Annotated in this window: 13 protein-coding genes and 1 tRNA gene; 10 read left to right on the top strand and 4 right to left on the bottom strand. The window is 46.1% G+C overall.

The annotated features are described in order from the left end of the window. Window positions 1-88: 88 nt before the first annotated feature. Entirely contained in the window at window positions 89-451 is a 363-nt protein-coding gene (locus ITJ87_RS16450; protein ID WP_117965423.1) for a VOC family protein, read from the bottom strand. 99 nt (window positions 452-550) lie between these two features. Beyond that, window positions 551-1,354: a helix-turn-helix domain-containing protein gene (locus ITJ87_RS16445; protein WP_117965372.1), complete on the bottom strand. Its 804-nt coding sequence runs from the start codon at window positions 1,352-1,354 to the stop codon at window positions 551-553. A gap of 536 nt (window positions 1,355-1,890) precedes the next feature. Here ITJ87_RS16445 and ITJ87_RS16440 point away from each other — a divergent pair. Both ITJ87_RS16440 and ITJ87_RS16435 read left to right on the top strand, forming a co-directional pair. Then, window positions 1,891-2,427 (top strand): flavodoxin, encoded by a 537-nt coding sequence (locus ITJ87_RS16440; RefSeq protein WP_117974355.1) that lies wholly within the window; start codon window positions 1,891-1,893, stop codon window positions 2,425-2,427. A 29-nt stretch (window positions 2,428-2,456) separates the two neighbouring features. Further along, window positions 2,457-3,533, top strand: coding sequence for an alpha/beta hydrolase (locus ITJ87_RS16435; RefSeq protein ID WP_171030432.1), 1,077 nt, complete (start codon window positions 2,457-2,459; stop codon window positions 3,531-3,533). Window positions 3,534-3,539: 6 nt separating this feature from the next. On the opposite strand, the gene ITJ87_RS16430 is transcribed toward ITJ87_RS16435, so the two are convergent. Further along, the gene (locus ITJ87_RS16430; protein WP_229135117.1) at window positions 3,540-4,484 is read right to left on the bottom strand and encodes a winged helix DNA-binding domain-containing protein; all 945 of its coding nucleotides are present in this window, start codon (window positions 4,482-4,484) and stop codon (window positions 3,540-3,542) included. 299 nt (window positions 4,485-4,783) lie between these two features. On the opposite strand from ITJ87_RS16430, the gene ITJ87_RS16425 reads away from it, so the two are divergent. The 5 genes from ITJ87_RS16425 (at window position 4,784) to ITJ87_RS16405 (ending at window position 10,757) form a co-directional block, all read left to right on the top strand. Continuing rightward, entirely contained in the window at window positions 4,784-5,929 is a 1,146-nt protein-coding gene (locus ITJ87_RS16425) for an NEW3 domain-containing protein (RefSeq protein WP_117965366.1), read from the top strand. Window positions 5,930-5,931: 2 nt separating this feature from the next. After that, window positions 5,932-6,675: an ABC transporter ATP-binding protein gene (locus tag ITJ87_RS16420; protein ID WP_117600371.1), complete on the top strand. Its 744-nt coding sequence runs from the start codon at window positions 5,932-5,934 to the stop codon at window positions 6,673-6,675. Continuing rightward, entirely contained in the window at window positions 6,668-7,624 is a 957-nt protein-coding gene (locus tag ITJ87_RS16415; RefSeq protein ID WP_117600370.1) for an ABC transporter permease, read from the top strand. The genes ITJ87_RS16420 and ITJ87_RS16415 overlap by 8 nt, the downstream gene beginning before the upstream one ends. A gap of 127 nt (window positions 7,625-7,751) precedes the next feature. After that, window positions 7,752-7,839: transfer RNA gene (locus ITJ87_RS16410), tRNA-Ser, on the top strand. 380 nt (window positions 7,840-8,219) lie between these two features. Beyond that, window positions 8,220-10,757: a glycoside hydrolase family 2 protein gene (locus ITJ87_RS16405; protein WP_117965364.1), complete on the top strand. Its 2,538-nt coding sequence runs from the start codon at window positions 8,220-8,222 to the stop codon at window positions 10,755-10,757. An 87-nt stretch (window positions 10,758-10,844) separates the two neighbouring features. Here the strand turns inward: ITJ87_RS16405 and ITJ87_RS16400 are convergent, their stop codons facing one another. After that, window positions 10,845-11,549: a NigD-like protein gene (locus ITJ87_RS16400; protein WP_005832500.1), complete on the bottom strand. Its 705-nt coding sequence runs from the start codon at window positions 11,547-11,549 to the stop codon at window positions 10,845-10,847. Window positions 11,550-11,730: 181 nt separating this feature from the next. Between ITJ87_RS16400 and ITJ87_RS16395 the strand changes: the two genes are divergently transcribed. From ITJ87_RS16395 to ITJ87_RS16385, 3 genes are all read left to right on the top strand, one after another. Continuing rightward, entirely contained in the window at window positions 11,731-12,279 is a 549-nt protein-coding gene (locus ITJ87_RS16395; RefSeq protein ID WP_117965362.1) for an RNA polymerase sigma factor, read from the top strand. Then, the gene (locus ITJ87_RS16390) at window positions 12,280-13,608 is read left to right on the top strand and encodes a porin family protein (protein WP_117866764.1); all 1,329 of its coding nucleotides are present in this window, start codon (window positions 12,280-12,282) and stop codon (window positions 13,606-13,608) included. A 176-nt stretch (window positions 13,609-13,784) separates the two neighbouring features. Continuing rightward, window positions 13,785-16,247 (top strand): glycoside hydrolase family 3 protein, encoded by a 2,463-nt coding sequence (locus ITJ87_RS16385; protein WP_005832495.1) that lies wholly within the window; start codon window positions 13,785-13,787, stop codon window positions 16,245-16,247. Window positions 16,248-16,263: the final 16 nt, after the last annotated feature.

The raw sequence follows: 16,263 nt of genomic DNA, 5'->3' as shown, positions 1-16,263 counted from the left end.
TACGGATTTTTGCCGTTTCTTATTGATTACGAGCAAAAATATAGCTGCAAATGAAACAACTTGCAGCTATATTTTCTATCAGTACATATTAGTCGGTATAAAGTCCTATGCGATTACCCGCAGGGTCAGTGAATACGGCAAAATACCCTTTCCCTTCTGCTTGGATTTTTGTCTTAGGAATAACAATACTACCGCCCTGTTTCAATACTTGCTGGATTGACCAGTCAATATCTTCACAGTTAAAGTGAATTAAAACTCCATGCTCTGAGGGCTTGAAGTTAGGTGCATAGGATATGGCACCAACCGTTTGTCCGTCCTGTACAAAACAAGCCATTTTCTCATTGCTGTATTCGGCTACCATAAGTTCCACCCCGAAGATTGCTTGATAAAAATTTACCGATTGGTAGAAGTCGGTAACGGGGATTTCAAAGAATGCGATTAAATTCTTCATGTTCTTTTTCCTTTTAGTTATTACTTTGCTTTGTCCTGCGCTAAGACATTGCAAAATTACGATTGCCATAAAGACGTGGATAGAAGAATACGGACATTCTTATGAGTTAGAAAAATAATCAGATATGGGAGTGTAAACCGATAGATATTCTAAAGGTGTATATCCTGTAAACAGTTTAAATTCTCTTATCATGTGAGATTGGTCGGAAAAACCGCAACTGTAAGCTACTTGCGCAAAATTACATTGAGGATTTTGTTGTAACAGGAACAAAGTCCGTTGCACTCTTATAATTCTCAGAAATTCTTTAGGCGAAGTTCCAATATATTCTGTAAAAATCCGTGTGAATTGTTTTGTGCTTAGGCAGGCAGTATCCGCCAATTTGCAGACATCAAGGTATGGGTTAAGGTTAATGTCTTGGATTACAACAGAAAGTCTATCTATATTATAGTCTGAACATACAATTAAACGATGCAATAGGAATTGCTCTATCAAGTTTATACAACGGATGTAGTTTTCTGTATCAGCTACTTTGTAGGCAAGTTCGGTAAGTTCTCTATCTTCTACATCTTCTATTGCTATATTTTCTCCTTGAAAAATGGACAATGGTTGCCGGAAGAACAGCTTTGCTGCATAAGGTTGAAACACAACAACAAGCATTTCTATATCTCCATTTGCGCAAATATCTGTATATCCTTTTTCTTGTCCGCAAACGAAATATTGAGGCTGCATTTTATGGTGGGTTTGTGAGAATAATCGCTTCTTTTTATGAAAAAATATCTGTATGCAACCTAATGGGAATGTACGTTCGGTTACAACATTTGCTCTATCACTTTGTAATATCCAATAATGACGAATGTAGCGACGCAATATTGGTAGTGGTTGTATTATTTTGAATGATTGCATTTTAAAAGTATTTTAATGAATGAGCAAAAGTATAGGGAGTGTTTTACATCGGATAGAATAAAAGGGACATTTAGTGCAAGGTGCAAGTATATATCTATATATAGCTTGCACCTTGCACTAACTCCAGAAGATTTATTTTCAACGATTTGTGTATTTCAAAATAAAGCAGTACCTTTGAACCGTAGTTTTAGGCAGACAACGAACAGCCAAAAGGTGACAGAAAAGCGTTATTCTTGTAACCTAAGTTGTACCCCCTAAGGCTTTGACATGATGATAAAAAATTGAATTTCAAGGATATTCAGGAGTAGGTTCAAAAGCCTCTCTCTCCGCAGAACTCCAAAGACAAAAAGGACTCAAAGTATGACAAATCCCGTAAAATCAAGGTTTTACGGGGTTTTTTATTTCTCTTCTCGGACATCTATCAGTAATTTGGGTTATATAATCAGTAATCTGGATACCTATGTAATAATAATACCCGCTACTTTTGTATCGCTATAACAATTGGATTTATATGTTTCAACTAAATAATATATCGTATGAAAAGATTGGTATTGTTTATGATGGCAGTTATGCTGTTGTCTATTATTGTTAACGCACAGAAAAAAGGTGGTAAGACACTGGTAGCTTATTTCTCGGCAACGGGAACAACGGCAAGGGCTGCCAAGTTGGTGGCAGAAACTGTCGATGGGACTCTCTACGAAATACAGCCTGCGAAAAAGTACACGGCTACTGATTTGGACTGGCATGACAAAGCTTCGCGCAGCAGTGTGGAAATGTCGGATTCCAAATTGCGTCCTGCATTGTATTCTAAACTGGGGAGTCTCGCGGAGTATGATACTATTTATATCGGTTTTCCTATTTGGTGGAATTTGGCTCCAAGAATTATCAATACATTTATAGAAAGCGGTGATTTTGCAGGTAAAACGGTTATTCCATTCGCCACTTCGGGAAGCAGCAGTATTTTTAATGCAGAAAAGGAATTACAGACGAATTACCCCGGCATAAACTGGGGAAAAGGCAGGCTGCTGAATGGAGCGAGCCGGGAAACTGTCAAGCAATGGATTAAGAAATGAATTTCCAGCCGAAACTTAAAGAAGTAGAGATGAAGAACATGGTAAAAAACATATGTGCGGCGATGGTTATTAGCCTTTGTGCTGCGGGACATTTGTCTGCAACAGAAAATAATCCTAATAATGATAATAAATTTATGGAAGAGAATTTGAATCTGATTCAGGAGTGGGACAAGACATTTCCACAGAGTGATAAAGTAAACCATAAGAAGATAACTTTCCACAACCGTTACGGCATTACACTTACTGCCGATTTGTATGTACCCAAGAATGCGACGGGTAAATTGTCTGCCATTGCCATCAGTGGCCCGTTTGGTGCCGTGAAGGAACAAGCTTCGGGCTTGTATGCGCAGACATTGGCAGAACGTGGATTTCTGACGATTGCTTTCGATCCATCCTATACGGGGGAAAGTAGCGGCCAGCCCCGTTATGTGGCTTCGCCGGACATCAATACGGAAGATTTCAGTGCAGCGGTCGATTATCTTTCCACCCGTGACGATGTAGATGCAGAGCGCATCGGCATTCTCGGTATTTGTGGATGGGGAGGCATGGCGCTTAATGCAGCGGCTATCGATACTCGCATCAAGGCTACAGTTACGGCAACCATGTACGACATGAGCCGGGTCAATGCTAACGGTTATTTTGATTCTATGAATGCCGATGCACGGCACGAATTGCGGCGCCAGCTTAATGCTCAGCGTACGGAGGATTATAGAAACGGTACATTTGCTCTTGAAGGAGGTGTAGTAGATCCGTTGCCTGCCGATGCTCCACAATTTGTGAAGGACTACCATGCCTATTATAAAACACCGCGCGGCTATCATAAGCGGTCACTCAATTCTAACCGCGGATGGAACAAGACTTCACCGCTTTCGTTCATCAATATGCCTATCCTTTCATATAGTGATGAAATCCGTAGTGCAGTGTTGATGCTGCACGGTGAGAAGGCCCATTCACGTTATTTCAGTGAAGATGCTTTTAAAAAGTTGCAGGGTGATAATAAGGAGCTGCTGATTATTCCCGGTGCAAACCATGTAGACTTGTATGACAATATAGAGGTAATTCCATTCGGCAAAATAGAGAGATTCTTCAATGAACATCTTCGATGACCGCCTTTAATGTGTTAGGAACCGGACATACCTTTCTTTAGCCTGGTTCAGCAATTCCTCTTTCAGGCAGATATCTTTCCGGAAAAGCGAAAGCTCCGGGAAGATTTCTTTTTTCTTGGACGCCTTGTTCCAATTTCCTACTACATGCCCCTTATAGAGAAGTACCGGAAAGAACAATCCGTTGTTGGTGAAAGCTTTGGAATAGTCTTCTTTGGGTAGGACGTTCGTCCGGTCCTTGTAGCCTATCAGGTATTCATCGTAGGAGGGAAGAAGGTGCAGGCTGTCGGTCGCCTTTCCTAATGTCCGGCAGGAGTCATGGATGTACCATGTCTGGCTGTGCCATTGTTCGGACATCAGTTCCGGTTCTATCAGAGAAATGGCTTGCCTTGCTTCCGTTAAAGGCAAACCGGACCACCAGGAGAAGTCTTGCAGGGTAGCGGGGGCATGGCTGCGGAAATAGGCTGTAGCCAGGCGGGCCAACGCTTCTTCTTTCGTTAGTTCGGGGGTAGGTGGAACTCTTTCGTCCAGAAGGGCATAGGTGTGTTGCCGTCCACGGCATTCTCCGCTGCACACAATGCCTTCGACTTCGGCACGCGACATGAAGCGGGTCATGTGGTAGTTGTCTGCAAGCAGTCCCGAATGTTCAAAATGTTCCGCAATCTCTTGTTTCGTCAGGCTTCGCTTCCCGCTGAGGATATTCCCAAGTATGGTGTAGCTTCTTTCATATTGCTGTTCCGTGATTTCCAGACCATGCCCTTTTGCATAGGAATCATTGGCAGATTTGATGCGTTGTGCAGAGAGTTTCAGCATCCAACGAATGTCTTCTGCTGCTACCAGGTGCCATGTGGGGCGCATTACGTGGGTTCTCAGTATTTCCCCTTGATGCAGGGCTTTTTCCACAGCTTGAATTCCCGGTGACTTCAGCCTCATACCTACGGCCCATTTCACCATTGTATAGTCTTATGCCTGCATGGCGCCCATCCAGGAGACCAGTTCTTTCGGGTGGCGGAAGAGTGGAGTGGACAGTTGCTGCTTCTGTAAGCGTATTTCAGGGATTCTCATGTCGGTATGGTATTCGTTTGTATCAATAGGAATCGCAAAGATAAGAAAAGCAGGTCATTGTAGGGTATATCGTGTCCGCAATTATATTCTTTTGTTTCTTTTAACACCAGCTAATATAGCTATCTTTTATTTTTGTAACGCACAAATTGGGAAAATATTCATAATAAAACAACCATAAGAACTTTTTTATGACTATGAGAACAAATTGTATTTTATTGTTAGCTATTTTGTTGGGAGCTTTTCCCTTAAATCGTGTACATGCCGATGAATCTGGAAGCATTATTCTGTACACTCCTTACACAAAAATTTCCGTGACGCCCGGAGCGTCCATTGATTACAGCATTGATTTGATTAACAATACGGACGGGATTACAAATGCAAATCTCTCGGTCAATGGATTGCCGGGCAGTTGGAAGCATGAAATCAAGTCAGGCGGCTGGACCCTCAGCCAGCTTTCTGTACTGCCCCAGGAAAAGAAAACGTTCAATTTGAAAGTGGAAGTTCCTCTAAAAGTAAATAAAGGAAGTTATCATTTCACAGTATTTGCCGGAGAAACCAAACTGCCGCTGGAGGTGGTCGTGGCCCAGAAAGGAACTTACCAGACCGAGTTCACTACCGACCAGCCCAATATGCAGGGCAATTCCAAGTCCACCTTTACCTTCAATGCCACTTTGAAAAACCAGACGGCCGACCAGCAGCTGTATGCGCTGATGGCCAATGCCCCCAGAGGCTGGAGTGTCGTGTTCAAGCCCAACTATAAGCAGGCCACTTCTGCCCAGGTGGAAGCGAACAGCAGCCAGAATGTGAGTATAGAGATTGTCCCTCCCGCCAATGTGGAAGCCGGCAATTACAAGATTCCGGTACGTGCGGCTACCGGTACGACTTCTGCCGACTTGGAGCTGGAAATTGTTGTCACGGGTTCCTACGAGATGGAATTGTCCACGCCCAGAGGATTGTTGAGTACCGAAATCACAGCGGGAGATGTGAAGCGTATCGAGTTGGTGGTCCGGAATACCGGTTCTTCATTGTTGAAAGATATCCAGCTTTCTGCCAATAAGCCCGTGGACTGGGAAGTGTCTTTTGAGCCTTCGAAGATTGATATGCTGAAGGCGGGGGAAACGGCCAATGTCGTAGCTACCATGAAAGCATCCAAAAAGGCATTGCCCGGAGATTATGTGGCTACCATGACGGCCAAAACTCCTGAAGTGAATACAGACGCCCAATTCCGCATTGCCGTGAAAACCCCGATGATATGGGGATGGGTGGGCGTTTTGATAATAATCGTTGCCATAGGTGCCGTATGCTATCTGTTCCGTAAATATGGAAGGAGGTGAGCATGGACGAGCGAGTGATTGCATTGACAGACTTGACCAAGCAGTATGGGCGCTTCACTGCCGTAGACCGCATTTGCTTGACTATCCGTAAAGGGGAGATTTTCGGATTATTGGGGCCAAACGGTGCCGGCAAGTCAACTACCATCCTGATGATGCTGGGACTGACGGAACCCACTTCCGGCTCTGTGGAGATTTGCGGTATCGACTCTACCAGGCATCCTATCGAGGTAAAGCGGAAGATAGGCTATCTGCCCGAAGATGTGGGGTTTTATGATGACATGACCGGTCCGGAAAACCTTATATATACTGCGCGTCTCAATGGCATTTCGGATGCCGAAGCGAAAGTCAGGGCGCTGGAGTTGATGGAGCATGTGGGGCTTGCCGGGCAGATGAAAAAGAAGACCGGGAAATATTCACGCGGTATGCGCCAGCGATTGGGACTGGCGGACGTGCTTATCAAAAATCCGGAAATTATAATCCTGGATGAACCTACTTCGGGAATAGACCCTGCTGGTGTTCAGGAGTTCATCGAGCTCATTAGGCAGTTGAGCCGGAAGGAGGGACTGACCGTCTTGTTCTCTTCCCACCACCTGGACCAGGTGCAGAAAGTTTGCGACCGCGTGGGACTGTTCAACAGTGGGAAGCTGGTCACCTTGATTGATATGTCTGATTTGAAGGACAAGCATCAGGAATTGTCTGATATTTATAGCCATTATATGGAGGAAGGAGGGGAAAGGCATGAATAAAGTCAATTATCCTTTTTGGGTAGTCGTTAACAAGGAAATATCCGACCATGTGAAAAGTTGGCGGTTCATTATCTTGATGGGAATCATTTTGCTTACGTGCATGGGCTCACTCTATACCTCGCTTACCAACATAGGTGCCGCCATCAAGCCCAATGACCCGGACGGTTCGTTCCTTTTCTTGAAGTTGTTCACAGCCTCGGACGGCACATTGCCTTCTTTTGTGCAGTTTATCAACTTTCTGGGGCCGTTGTTGGGGATTGCGCTGGGATTCGATGCTATAAATTCGGAACAGAACAAGGGGACGTTGAGCCGTATGCTGTCACAGCCCGTTCATCGTGATTGCATTATCAATGCCAAGTTCGTGGCTGCATTGATTGTGATAGGTATAATGCTGTTTGTACTAGGATTTCTCGTAATGGGCTGCGGGTTGATAGCGATAGGCATTCCTCCCACAGCAGAAGAATTTTGGAGGATTGTATTCTTTCTCATAATCAGTGTATTCTATGTGGCATTCTGGCTGAATCTGGCCATTCTGTTTTCGCTTTGCTTCCGTCAGGCGGCCACCTCGGCATTGGCTTCGGTGGCGGTATGGTTGTTTTTCAGCGTGTTCTATACGATGATTGTCAATCTGGTTGCCAAGGCATTGAGCCCCTCGCAGCTGGCATCTCCTTATCAGATAGTCAGTTACCAGAAATTTATTCTCGGTCTGATGCGTCTGGCACCTAGCGAACTGTTCAATGAGGCGACTACAACACTGCTGATACCTTCCGTCAGAAGTTTGGGGCCGCTCACTATGGAGCAGGTTCAGGGGGCCATTCCCAGCCCGCTGCCATTGGGACAGAGTCTTTTGGTGGTGTGGCCGCAGCTCACCGGACTGATTGCAGCTACTGTTATCTGTTTTGCCCTTTCGTATGTCATATTCATGAGACGGGAAGTCAGATCACGGTAATGATAAGTATGTTTTATTGAGTGTTGAAAGTCCGTTCCGGCATTGGTTGCTTGAACGGACTTTTAATATTATTTGCCCGAACATTTGGTAATTCCAAAAACTTCCCTTACTTTTGCGCCCCGAACAAGGAGAGGTGCTCGAGTGGTTGAAGAGGCACGCCTGGAAAGCGTGTATACCCCTAAAGGGTATCGGGGGTTCGAATCCCCCTCTCTCCGCAACAGTTCTGAATAAGATGGAAAACTAGCGGGTAAAGGTCTACAAATCTATGATTTGTAGACCTTTTTTGCTTGTACTCCGTTTGCTTTGAAAGACTTGGAAACTATGTCTTTGTAAATTAATTATAGATAATGAAAGCTGGATGACATCTCTTTTCATAATAAGGCGATGGGATAATGCATTGCCACTGCAAAGCAAGTGCATGCTTTTTTCAGTAGCGCTGCAACACGTTTGCAGTCACACTGCAGCAGATGTGCAGCGACGCTGACCCGGTAGGTGTGTACGGGATTGTATCATGTTTCGTTAAGAAGATATTATAAAGTATCCTTTGAATGTCGTATTTTTGTCTATCCGTAATTTAGAGTAGTCAAAGAAAACTATGAAACACACTCGTATGAAACTAAAAACAGCGGTAAAGAACCTTCATGAAGGCTGGAAATTCCGGCAGGCGAGACTGACCAATTGGTATCCGGCTACAGTTCCGGGAGTAGTCCACACAGACTTACTGCAGAACAAGATTATTGAAGACCCGTTTTTCCGGTTGAACGAACGGGGATTGCAATGGATTGACAAGGAAGACTGGGTTTATGAAACTTGCTTTACTCTTGCTGCCGGCATGATGCGGAAAGAGAATATGGAGCTTGTGTTCGAGGGGCTGGATACTTACGCTGACGTTTATTTGAATGATGAATGTATACTGAAAGCGGACAATATGTTTCGTCGCTGGTCTATCCCCGTCAGGCAGTACATCAGAGAGGAGAATAATATACTGAAGGTGTACTTCCATTCGCCGGTAAAGATAGACGTCCCCAAATGGGATGCACTTCCCTACCAGTATCCGGCATCCAATGACCAGTCTGAAAACGGGGGCTTGTTCAACAAGAAGATAAGCATTTTTGCCCGTAAGGCAGGTTATCATTATGGCTGGGACTGGGGGCCGCGTCTGGTTACCTCCGGCATCTGGCGTCCGGTGTATATCATGGCTTGGAGCGATTTGAGAATCAACGATGTGTTTATCGAGCAGAAGGAAGTCGGTGTAGGCAGGGCCGTGATTGCCGGACATGTGGAGCTGGATGCCGATAAGGATATGGACGGAGTGCTGGTCACGATAACAGACGAGGCTACCGGAAGAGTGCTTGGCGAGTGGCAAGCGGATTTGAAGCGAGGCACCAATCGGGTGACCGTTGATTTCGTCCTTCACAAGCCGAAGCTGTGGTGGAGTAATGGACTGGGGGAGCCTTTCCTTTACCGTTTCCGTACGGATATCATTGCAGGCGGGGAATTGTTGGACTCTAAAACCGAAAGGGTGGGCATACGCTCTTTGAAGGTGGTGCATCAGCCGGATAAGGACGGGCATACTTTCTATATAGAGCTGAACGGGCGTCCGGTTTTTGCCAAAGGAGCCAATTACATCCCTTCGGATAACTTCCTGCCGCGCGTCACTCCCGAGAATTATAAAAGGACGATTCTCGATGCCGCCGGTGTAAACATGAATATGTTGCGTGTCTGGGGCGGAGGTATCTATGAGAACGATGTCTTCTATGATTTGTGTGATGAGCATGGAATTATGATTTGGCAGGACTTTATGTTTGCCTGCAGCATGTATCCGGCAGAAGGCGCCCTGCTCGATAATATCCATCAGGAGGCGGTGGACAATGTGAAACGTTTGCGCAATCATGCCTGCATTGCTTTGTGGTGTGGAAACAATGAATGCCAGGATGCCTGGCTGGGCTGGGGCTGGAAGTGCGAGATAGAACGGCAGAACAAGGAATATGCCGACAAGATTTGGGCACAGTACCGGCAGCAGTATCATGTCACCTTACCCGGGGTGGTCAGGGAGTATGCACCCGGAACCTTCTATTGGCCTTCTTCTCCGTTCGCATTCGAGGGAGAGATGTCCGGTACTACTGACGGGGACCGTCACTATTGGAGTGTCTGGCATGGTAAAGCACCCATTTCCGATTATGACAGCGAGAAATCCCGCTTTTTCAGCGAGTACGGCTTTCAGTCTTTTCCAGAGTTCGACTCCGTCAAGCGCTATGCTCCTTACCCCGAAGACTGGGATATACGTTCCGAGGTGATGATGTCCCATCAGCGTGGTGGCGACCATGCCAACGGGCTGATTGAGACTTATCTATTGAATGAATATAAAAAGCCGCGTGATTTCCGGGCATTCCTTTATATGAACCATGTGCTGCAGGGAGATGCCATCAAGACGGCCATCGAGTCGCACCGCCGCCAGATGCCGTATAATATGGGGACGCTTTTCTGGCAGCACAACGACTGTTGGCCCGTAGCTTCCTGGGCGAGCCGTGACTATTATGGACGCTGGAAGGCGCAGCACTATTATACTCGCAAGGTCTATGATGACATCCTGATTTCTCCGGTAGTGGAGGGGGATGATTTGAAAGTATATGCAGTGTCCGACCGCTTGGAGAATACTTCCGGCCGGCTGCAGCTCCAGGTCTGCCGGTTCGACGGCACTGTGGTTTATCACTGGGACAAATCTGTCGGCATTTCCGGTAATGACAGCCGTGTCTGTTTTTCCGCACCGCTTGCCAAGCTGCTGGAGGGGGCAGATAGAGGAACGGTATATGTCCGCGTAGACTATACGGACAAATCGGGCAGGGTGTACCATAACAACTACTGTCTGGACAAGCAGAAGAATATGAATTATCCGAAAGTGGATTTGCAGACCGAAGTCCGTTCCATTGAAGGCGGATATGAAGTGACGGTATCAACAGACAAGTTTGCCCGTGCCGTATGCTTGTCCGTTGCTGACAATGAAAGTGTATATAGCGACAATTATTTTGATGTCCAGCCGAAGAGCAGCGTGCAGGTACAGGTCAGGACGCGATTGTCTGCCGAAGCGTTCAACGCTTCGTTGAGGCTGACTTGCTTGAACAATGAATTCTGATAAGTTATGGAAAAACAAAGCGGAGCAACATATTGAAATGTTACTCCGCTTCTCATTGAGATGTTGAAAGATGTGTTTTCAGGAGATTTAGTTGTTTTCTTTTTTAATGTCTATGGTCATGAACCGTTCACCGTCATATAGACTTTTGACACGGATGTTCAGCCCTTTTTTCTCTTTCAGTTGTTCCGCTATATTGTCCAGCTTGAAGGAGGCCAGTCCGGTGCCCAGCGTGAGCTGGCTGTCATTGTAGGCATTGTGGCGGAATTCGAGATTGACGTAATCCGGTTTGTCGTTTTCGCCGGTGGATGCTTCATTGATGACCAGGTTCAGCATGTGCTTCTTATCTTCGTTGTTGCTGTGGTAGAATTGATATTTGATGTTCAGATACTCGCCCGTAATCCATAAATCCGTGGCGTTGATGTTGTCGTCTCCGATACTGTCTGCCTTTTCGGCAGGCATGGAGTAGATGTCTTTGGTCAGAATGTTTTCGATGTGCTTTATTTGGGCATTGTATTCGTAGCCTGGAAGTTTCTCTTCCAGTTCGCGGAAGTAGATGAAAGCCCTCTGGCCGTCTATTACGGCATAGTCGTGAACATAGGTTGTGTCACTGGGATATAGTTTACTGCCTTCGTCCAGTGAGAAATAGTAGTCTTTTCCTTCGATGACCTTTACCGTACCTACGGCGAACAAAGTGTCATATTTGTCATCCCAATCGTCCAGGCATGATTGCAATACAATGGCAGTCAGGAATAAAAGCATGGATGCTGCCAATGTCATTCTCAGTTTCTTCATAAGTGGTAGGTTTTAGCTCTTTTTCTGTTTAAAACTTATTTTTGTATTCAGAAAATGCGGTGAAAAGCTAAATACTGCGTAGTATACTGTTAAAGAAATGAAAGTATGATTTTCTTCTCTGCCTGATGCAGTATTTTTGCGCCGATTGCATTTATAGGGTAAACACGTGTTAAAAGAGAGAATGGAAGAACAGGAATTGGCAGAACGCTGTAGGCAAGGAGACAATCTTGCCCGCAAAGAACTGTATGAGCGCTATGCGGGACGCATGCTCAGCGTATGCCTCCGTTATGCAGGTGACCGGGAGACTGCCCAAGACCTGATGCATGACGGTTTTCTGAAACTTTTTGATTCTTTCGATAAGTTCACTTGGCGGGGAGAGGGTTCTCTGCGGGCATGGATGGAACGCGTAATGGTGAATACGGTGTTGCAGTATTTGCGGAAAAATGATGTGATGAATCAGTCATCGGCCTTGGAGAATGCACCCGAAGCTTATGAGGAACCGGAAGGTTCGTCAATAGATGTCATTCCTCAAAAGGTACTGATGCAGTTTATCAGTGAATTGCCTGCCGGCTATCGTACCGTATTCAACTTATATATTTTTGAAGAGAAATCCCATAAGGAGATTGCTCGACTATTGGGAATTAATGAAAAATCCTCTGCCTCGCAGTTGACGCGTGCTAAAGCGACTTTAGCGGTAAAAGTACGTGAGTGGATGAAAAGAAATGATTAAATGAAGGAACGTATGGAAGATGAATTGTGGTTGAAAAAGATAAAGGACAAGCTGGAAGACTATTCCGAACCGCTGCCGGTTGCCGGATGGGAGCGGTTGGAGAAGGAATTGTCCGTTTCCGGAGCTCCGATAACCGGACCGCATAGGATGATACCTTTCCGTCGCTGGGCGGTGGCCGCGGCAGCTGTGTTGCTGGTGGCGGTTTCGTCCGTCAGTCTGTGGCTGTTGCAGAGTCCGGTAGGGAATGAAATGCGGCATACGTCAGTGCCCGCTTTGGCTGTGGCTTCGGACGTCTTGCCGGAACAGACAGTACCTGCCATACGGACTAATTCCATAGAGCCTGCTTATCGGGCACATGGAAATGCATCGGCGCCCAATAAGGAGGCAAGTCACCCTTTGGTTGCACAACATATCAGAATATCGGTTGGCGAAGAACAGCAGGAGGAAATGCTGCCGGTTGAAACTGCAGATGAGGTTGTCGGTATTGGACAGCAGGCGGAAGTACCGGTAGTGGAAGATACGGACCATGAAACTACAATGCAGGCCGAGGAACCGGAGAGAACAAGGGAAGACCGCTATCGTCCGTCAGGCCGGGACAAACTGCATCTTCCGGAAAAAAACAGTTCTGGTAGGGATGCTAAAGGATGGGCGGTTGGCTTGTCCGTAGGAAATACGGGAGGTTTTTCATTGGCGAATGAAGGGGAAGCGAATGTGATGTCGGACTACATGCCTGGAAGTCCTATTTATGGCGGTAACGTAGATTTATCCTCTACGGCCAATGGCATTGTTACTATTCCCGACGGGCAGGAACTGGTTTTTAAGGATGGTATGCCCTATCTGCAAAGACGCGAAAAGAAAATTGCGGATATAGACCATAAACAACCGCTCAGTTTCGGTGTTTCGGTGCGGAAAAACTTGGCGAAGGGTTTCTCTGTGGAAAGCGGGCTGACGTATACCTATCTTGCTTCTGACGTAAGGTATGAGGGCAGCTCGGAAAAGATAAGCCAGAAGCTGCATTATATTGGCATTCCGGTACGGGCCAACTGGAACTTTGTGGATGCAAAGAACTTTACGATGTACGTTTCGGCGGGGGGTGCCATTGAAAAATGTGTGTATGGCAAGATTGGTACTGAGAGTGAGACTGTGAAACCGGTACAGCTTTCTGTCATGGGTGCTGTCGGTGCCCAGTATAACATAAGCAATAGGGTGGGCCTGTATGTGGAACCGGGAGTATCTTATTTCTTTGATGACGGTTCGTCGATACAGACTATACGCAAGGAGAACCCGTGTAACTTTACGTTGCAGGCCGGTATACGTCTTACTTATTGATAGCAGGACAGACATGTTTTTGTCCACTTTCTTGTAGATTCAGAATTTTCTTAATAACTTTCGGCCGTGTTTCTTCGTTGGTGGATGAAGGGACACGGTTTTTTATTGATTGAGAAGAAAGAAAGTAGGTCGGGACATGCCCGGCAATATAACAAACACGTAGTAAAATAGACAAAATGAAGATTAAAAAGAAAGTAGCCTTAAGCGGGCTATTGCTTTGTTGTGCAATCACGGCAAAAGCACAAGTGTGTATTACTCCCCAGGTGGAGCAGCGTGCCAGGGAGTTGGTTTCTCAAATGACGCTGGAAGAAAAAATCGATTACATTTCCGGTCCCAAATCTTTTTATATCCGGGCTGTACCCCGGCTTGGCATACCCGAAATCAGGATGGCCGATGGTCCGCAAGGCATACGTAACAATACTCAAAGTACCTTGTATCCTTGTGGCATCTTGTCGGCTTCGACATGGAACCGTAAGTTGGCTAGAGAGCTGGGACATGGTTTGGCCCGGGATGCAAAGGCCCGTGGGGTAAGTATTCTGTTGGGGCCTGGAGTCAATATCTACCGCTCTCCTCTATGCGGGCGAAACTATGAGTATTTTGGTGAAGACCCTTATTTGACGGGCGAAACTGCTAAAGAATATATCTTGGGAGTGCAGGAAGAGGGAGTTATGGCTACGGTGAAGCATTTTGCGGCCAATAACCAGGAGTGGAGCAGACATCATGCCAGCTCAGATGTGGATGAACGCACGCTGCAGGAAATTTATTTTCCCGCGTTCCGAAAAGCTGTGCAGGAAGCAGGAGTAGGGGCGGTTATGGATAGCTATAATCCGCTGAACGGGGTACATGCCACCGAAAACAGCTGGCTGAACATTGATGTATTACGCAAGCAGTGGGGATTTAAAGGTATCCTGATGTCTGACTGGACATCTGTATATTCCGGTGTGGGAGCCGCTAATGGAGGGTTGGATTTGGAAATGCCCGTCGGTAAATTCATGACCAGGGAAATTCTTATTCCGGCAATAGAGAATGGTATCGTGAAGGAAGAGACCATTGACGCCAAAGTCCGGCATATACTCCAGACATTGATTGCTTTTGGAGCACTTGATACTCCGAGAGAAGATAAATCTATCGATAAAGACAATGCACAGTCTAAGGAAATTGCACTTGACTTGGCGAGAGAAGGAGTAGTCTTATTGAAAAATGATAACGGTACGTTGCCTTACCGGAACGGTAGAACATTGGTAATCGGGCCTAATGCCGATATTATTCCCACAGGAGGAGGAAGCGGATTTGTCACCCCTTATTCGGTAGTGTCACTCTATGACGGTATGGTTCAGTTGAAGGGCGGCAGACAGATAGAGCTGCTGTCTGACAGCATTCTTTATAAGGATATGTCCCAACAGATTTATACGGATGGCAGTTTTACGCAAAACGGTTTTAAGGGCGAATATTATAATACTCGTAATCTTACCGGAGAACTCTTTCAAGCTGCCATAGAGCCTGCCATAGACCATGCCTGGAAATACGGTGCACCGTTCGACGGCATGCCGGTAGATCAGTTTTCTGCCCGTTGGACGGGAGTTTACAAGGCTGACAAGGATGGAACTGTCAAGTTCCAGCTGGCTGGCGATGACGGATACCGTCTGTTTGTAAACGATAAGCTGATTACCGGAGATTGGGGGAACCATTCATTCAGTACCCGCAGTGCATTTATGCAGGTCAGTGCAGGGGAGATATACCGGTTGCGTATTGAATATTTTGATAATGTGGGTGAGGCGACTGTCAGTTTCCAGGCAGGAATGATGGATGAGGAGCGTTTGGCCTCTTCACTGAAGCATGCCAGGAATGTTATTGTATGTGCCGGGTTCAACAGCAGTACAGAAGGTGAAGGGTTCGACCGTCCGTTTGCATTGTCATACGGGCAGGAATATCTCATTAATAAAGTGGCTTCACTTCATGATAATGTGGCTGTGGTGGTGAATGCCGGAGGTGGAATAGATTTCCGCAATTGGGGGCAGAGTGTACAAGCTATTTTGATGGCATGGTATCCGGGGCAGGAGGGTGGAAAGGCCCTTGCCGAAATCATTACGGGCAAGCTTTCGCCAAGTGGCAAACTACCAGTCAGCATCGAGGAAAAATGGGAAGATAATCCGGTATATGGTAATTATTATGACAATCGCAATGTACCTCATAAACGGGTGCAGTATGCCGAAGGTGTTTTCGTAGGTTATAGGGGATATGACCGGAACGGAAAGCAGCCGCTCTATCCTTTCGGGTATGGACTGTCATACAGTAGTTTTGAATATAGTAATCTGAGTGTTGAGAAGACGGGGGGAAGCCGGGTTACGGTAAGCTTTGACATCAAGAATACCGGAAAGATGGATGCTGCGGAAGCGGCTCAGGTATATGTGCGGGATGTGGAATGTTCTGTTCCGCGTCCATTGAAGGAGTTGAAAGGCTACGATAAGGTTTACTTGAAGAAGGGTGAAACCAAGCGCGTTCGGATATTGCTGGATGAGGAAGCCTTTGCCTACTATGATGTGGAATCACATCGGTTTGTAGTGGAAAAGGGGACTTTTGAGATTCTGGCAGGTCCTTCTTCAGCTGATTTACCATTGAAGGCAACTGTTGTTTTATGATAAAATAAATATCAAA

It is taken from the genome of Bacteroides sp. HF-162, assembly GCF_015679285.1.
Taxonomy (GTDB): domain Bacteria; phylum Bacteroidota; class Bacteroidia; order Bacteroidales; family Bacteroidaceae; genus Bacteroides; species Bacteroides uniformis.
This window is presented reverse-complemented; position numbering and strand designations above follow the sequence as displayed.

Bases quoted from the DNA above. Each gene is read 5' to 3' on its own strand.
- ITJ87_RS16400 (WP_005832500.1), bottom strand. From the start codon at position 11,549: ATGAAGAAACTGAGAATGACATTGGCAGCATCCATGCTTTTATTCCTG.
- ITJ87_RS16425 (WP_117965366.1), top strand. From the start codon at position 4,784: ATGACTATGAGAACAAATTGTATTTTATTGTTAGCTATTTTGTTGGGA.
- ITJ87_RS16390 (WP_117866764.1), top strand. From the start codon at position 12,280: ATGAAGGAACGTATGGAAGATGAATTGTGGTTGAAAAAGATAAAGGAC.
- ITJ87_RS16430 (WP_229135117.1), bottom strand. From the start codon at position 4,484: ATGGTGAAATGGGCCGTAGGTATGAGGCTGAAGTCACCGGGAATTCAA.
- ITJ87_RS16445 (WP_117965372.1), bottom strand. From the start codon at position 1,354: ATGCAATCATTCAAAATAATACAACCACTACCAATATTGCGTCGCTAC.
- ITJ87_RS16385 (WP_005832495.1), top strand. From the start codon at position 13,785: ATGAAGATTAAAAAGAAAGTAGCCTTAAGCGGGCTATTGCTTTGTTGT.
- ITJ87_RS16435 (WP_171030432.1), top strand. From the start codon at position 2,457: ATGAAGAACATGGTAAAAAACATATGTGCGGCGATGGTTATTAGCCTT.
- ITJ87_RS16395 (WP_117965362.1), top strand. From the start codon at position 11,731: ATGGAAGAACAGGAATTGGCAGAACGCTGTAGGCAAGGAGACAATCTT.
- ITJ87_RS16450 (WP_117965423.1), bottom strand. From the start codon at position 451: ATGAAGAATTTAATCGCATTCTTTGAAATCCCCGTTACCGACTTCTAC.
- ITJ87_RS16415 (WP_117600370.1), top strand. From the start codon at position 6,668: ATGAATAAAGTCAATTATCCTTTTTGGGTAGTCGTTAACAAGGAAATA.
- ITJ87_RS16420 (WP_117600371.1), top strand. From the start codon at position 5,932: ATGGACGAGCGAGTGATTGCATTGACAGACTTGACCAAGCAGTATGGG.
- ITJ87_RS16405 (WP_117965364.1), top strand. From the start codon at position 8,220: ATGAAACACACTCGTATGAAACTAAAAACAGCGGTAAAGAACCTTCAT.
- ITJ87_RS16440 (WP_117974355.1), top strand. From the start codon at position 1,891: ATGAAAAGATTGGTATTGTTTATGATGGCAGTTATGCTGTTGTCTATT.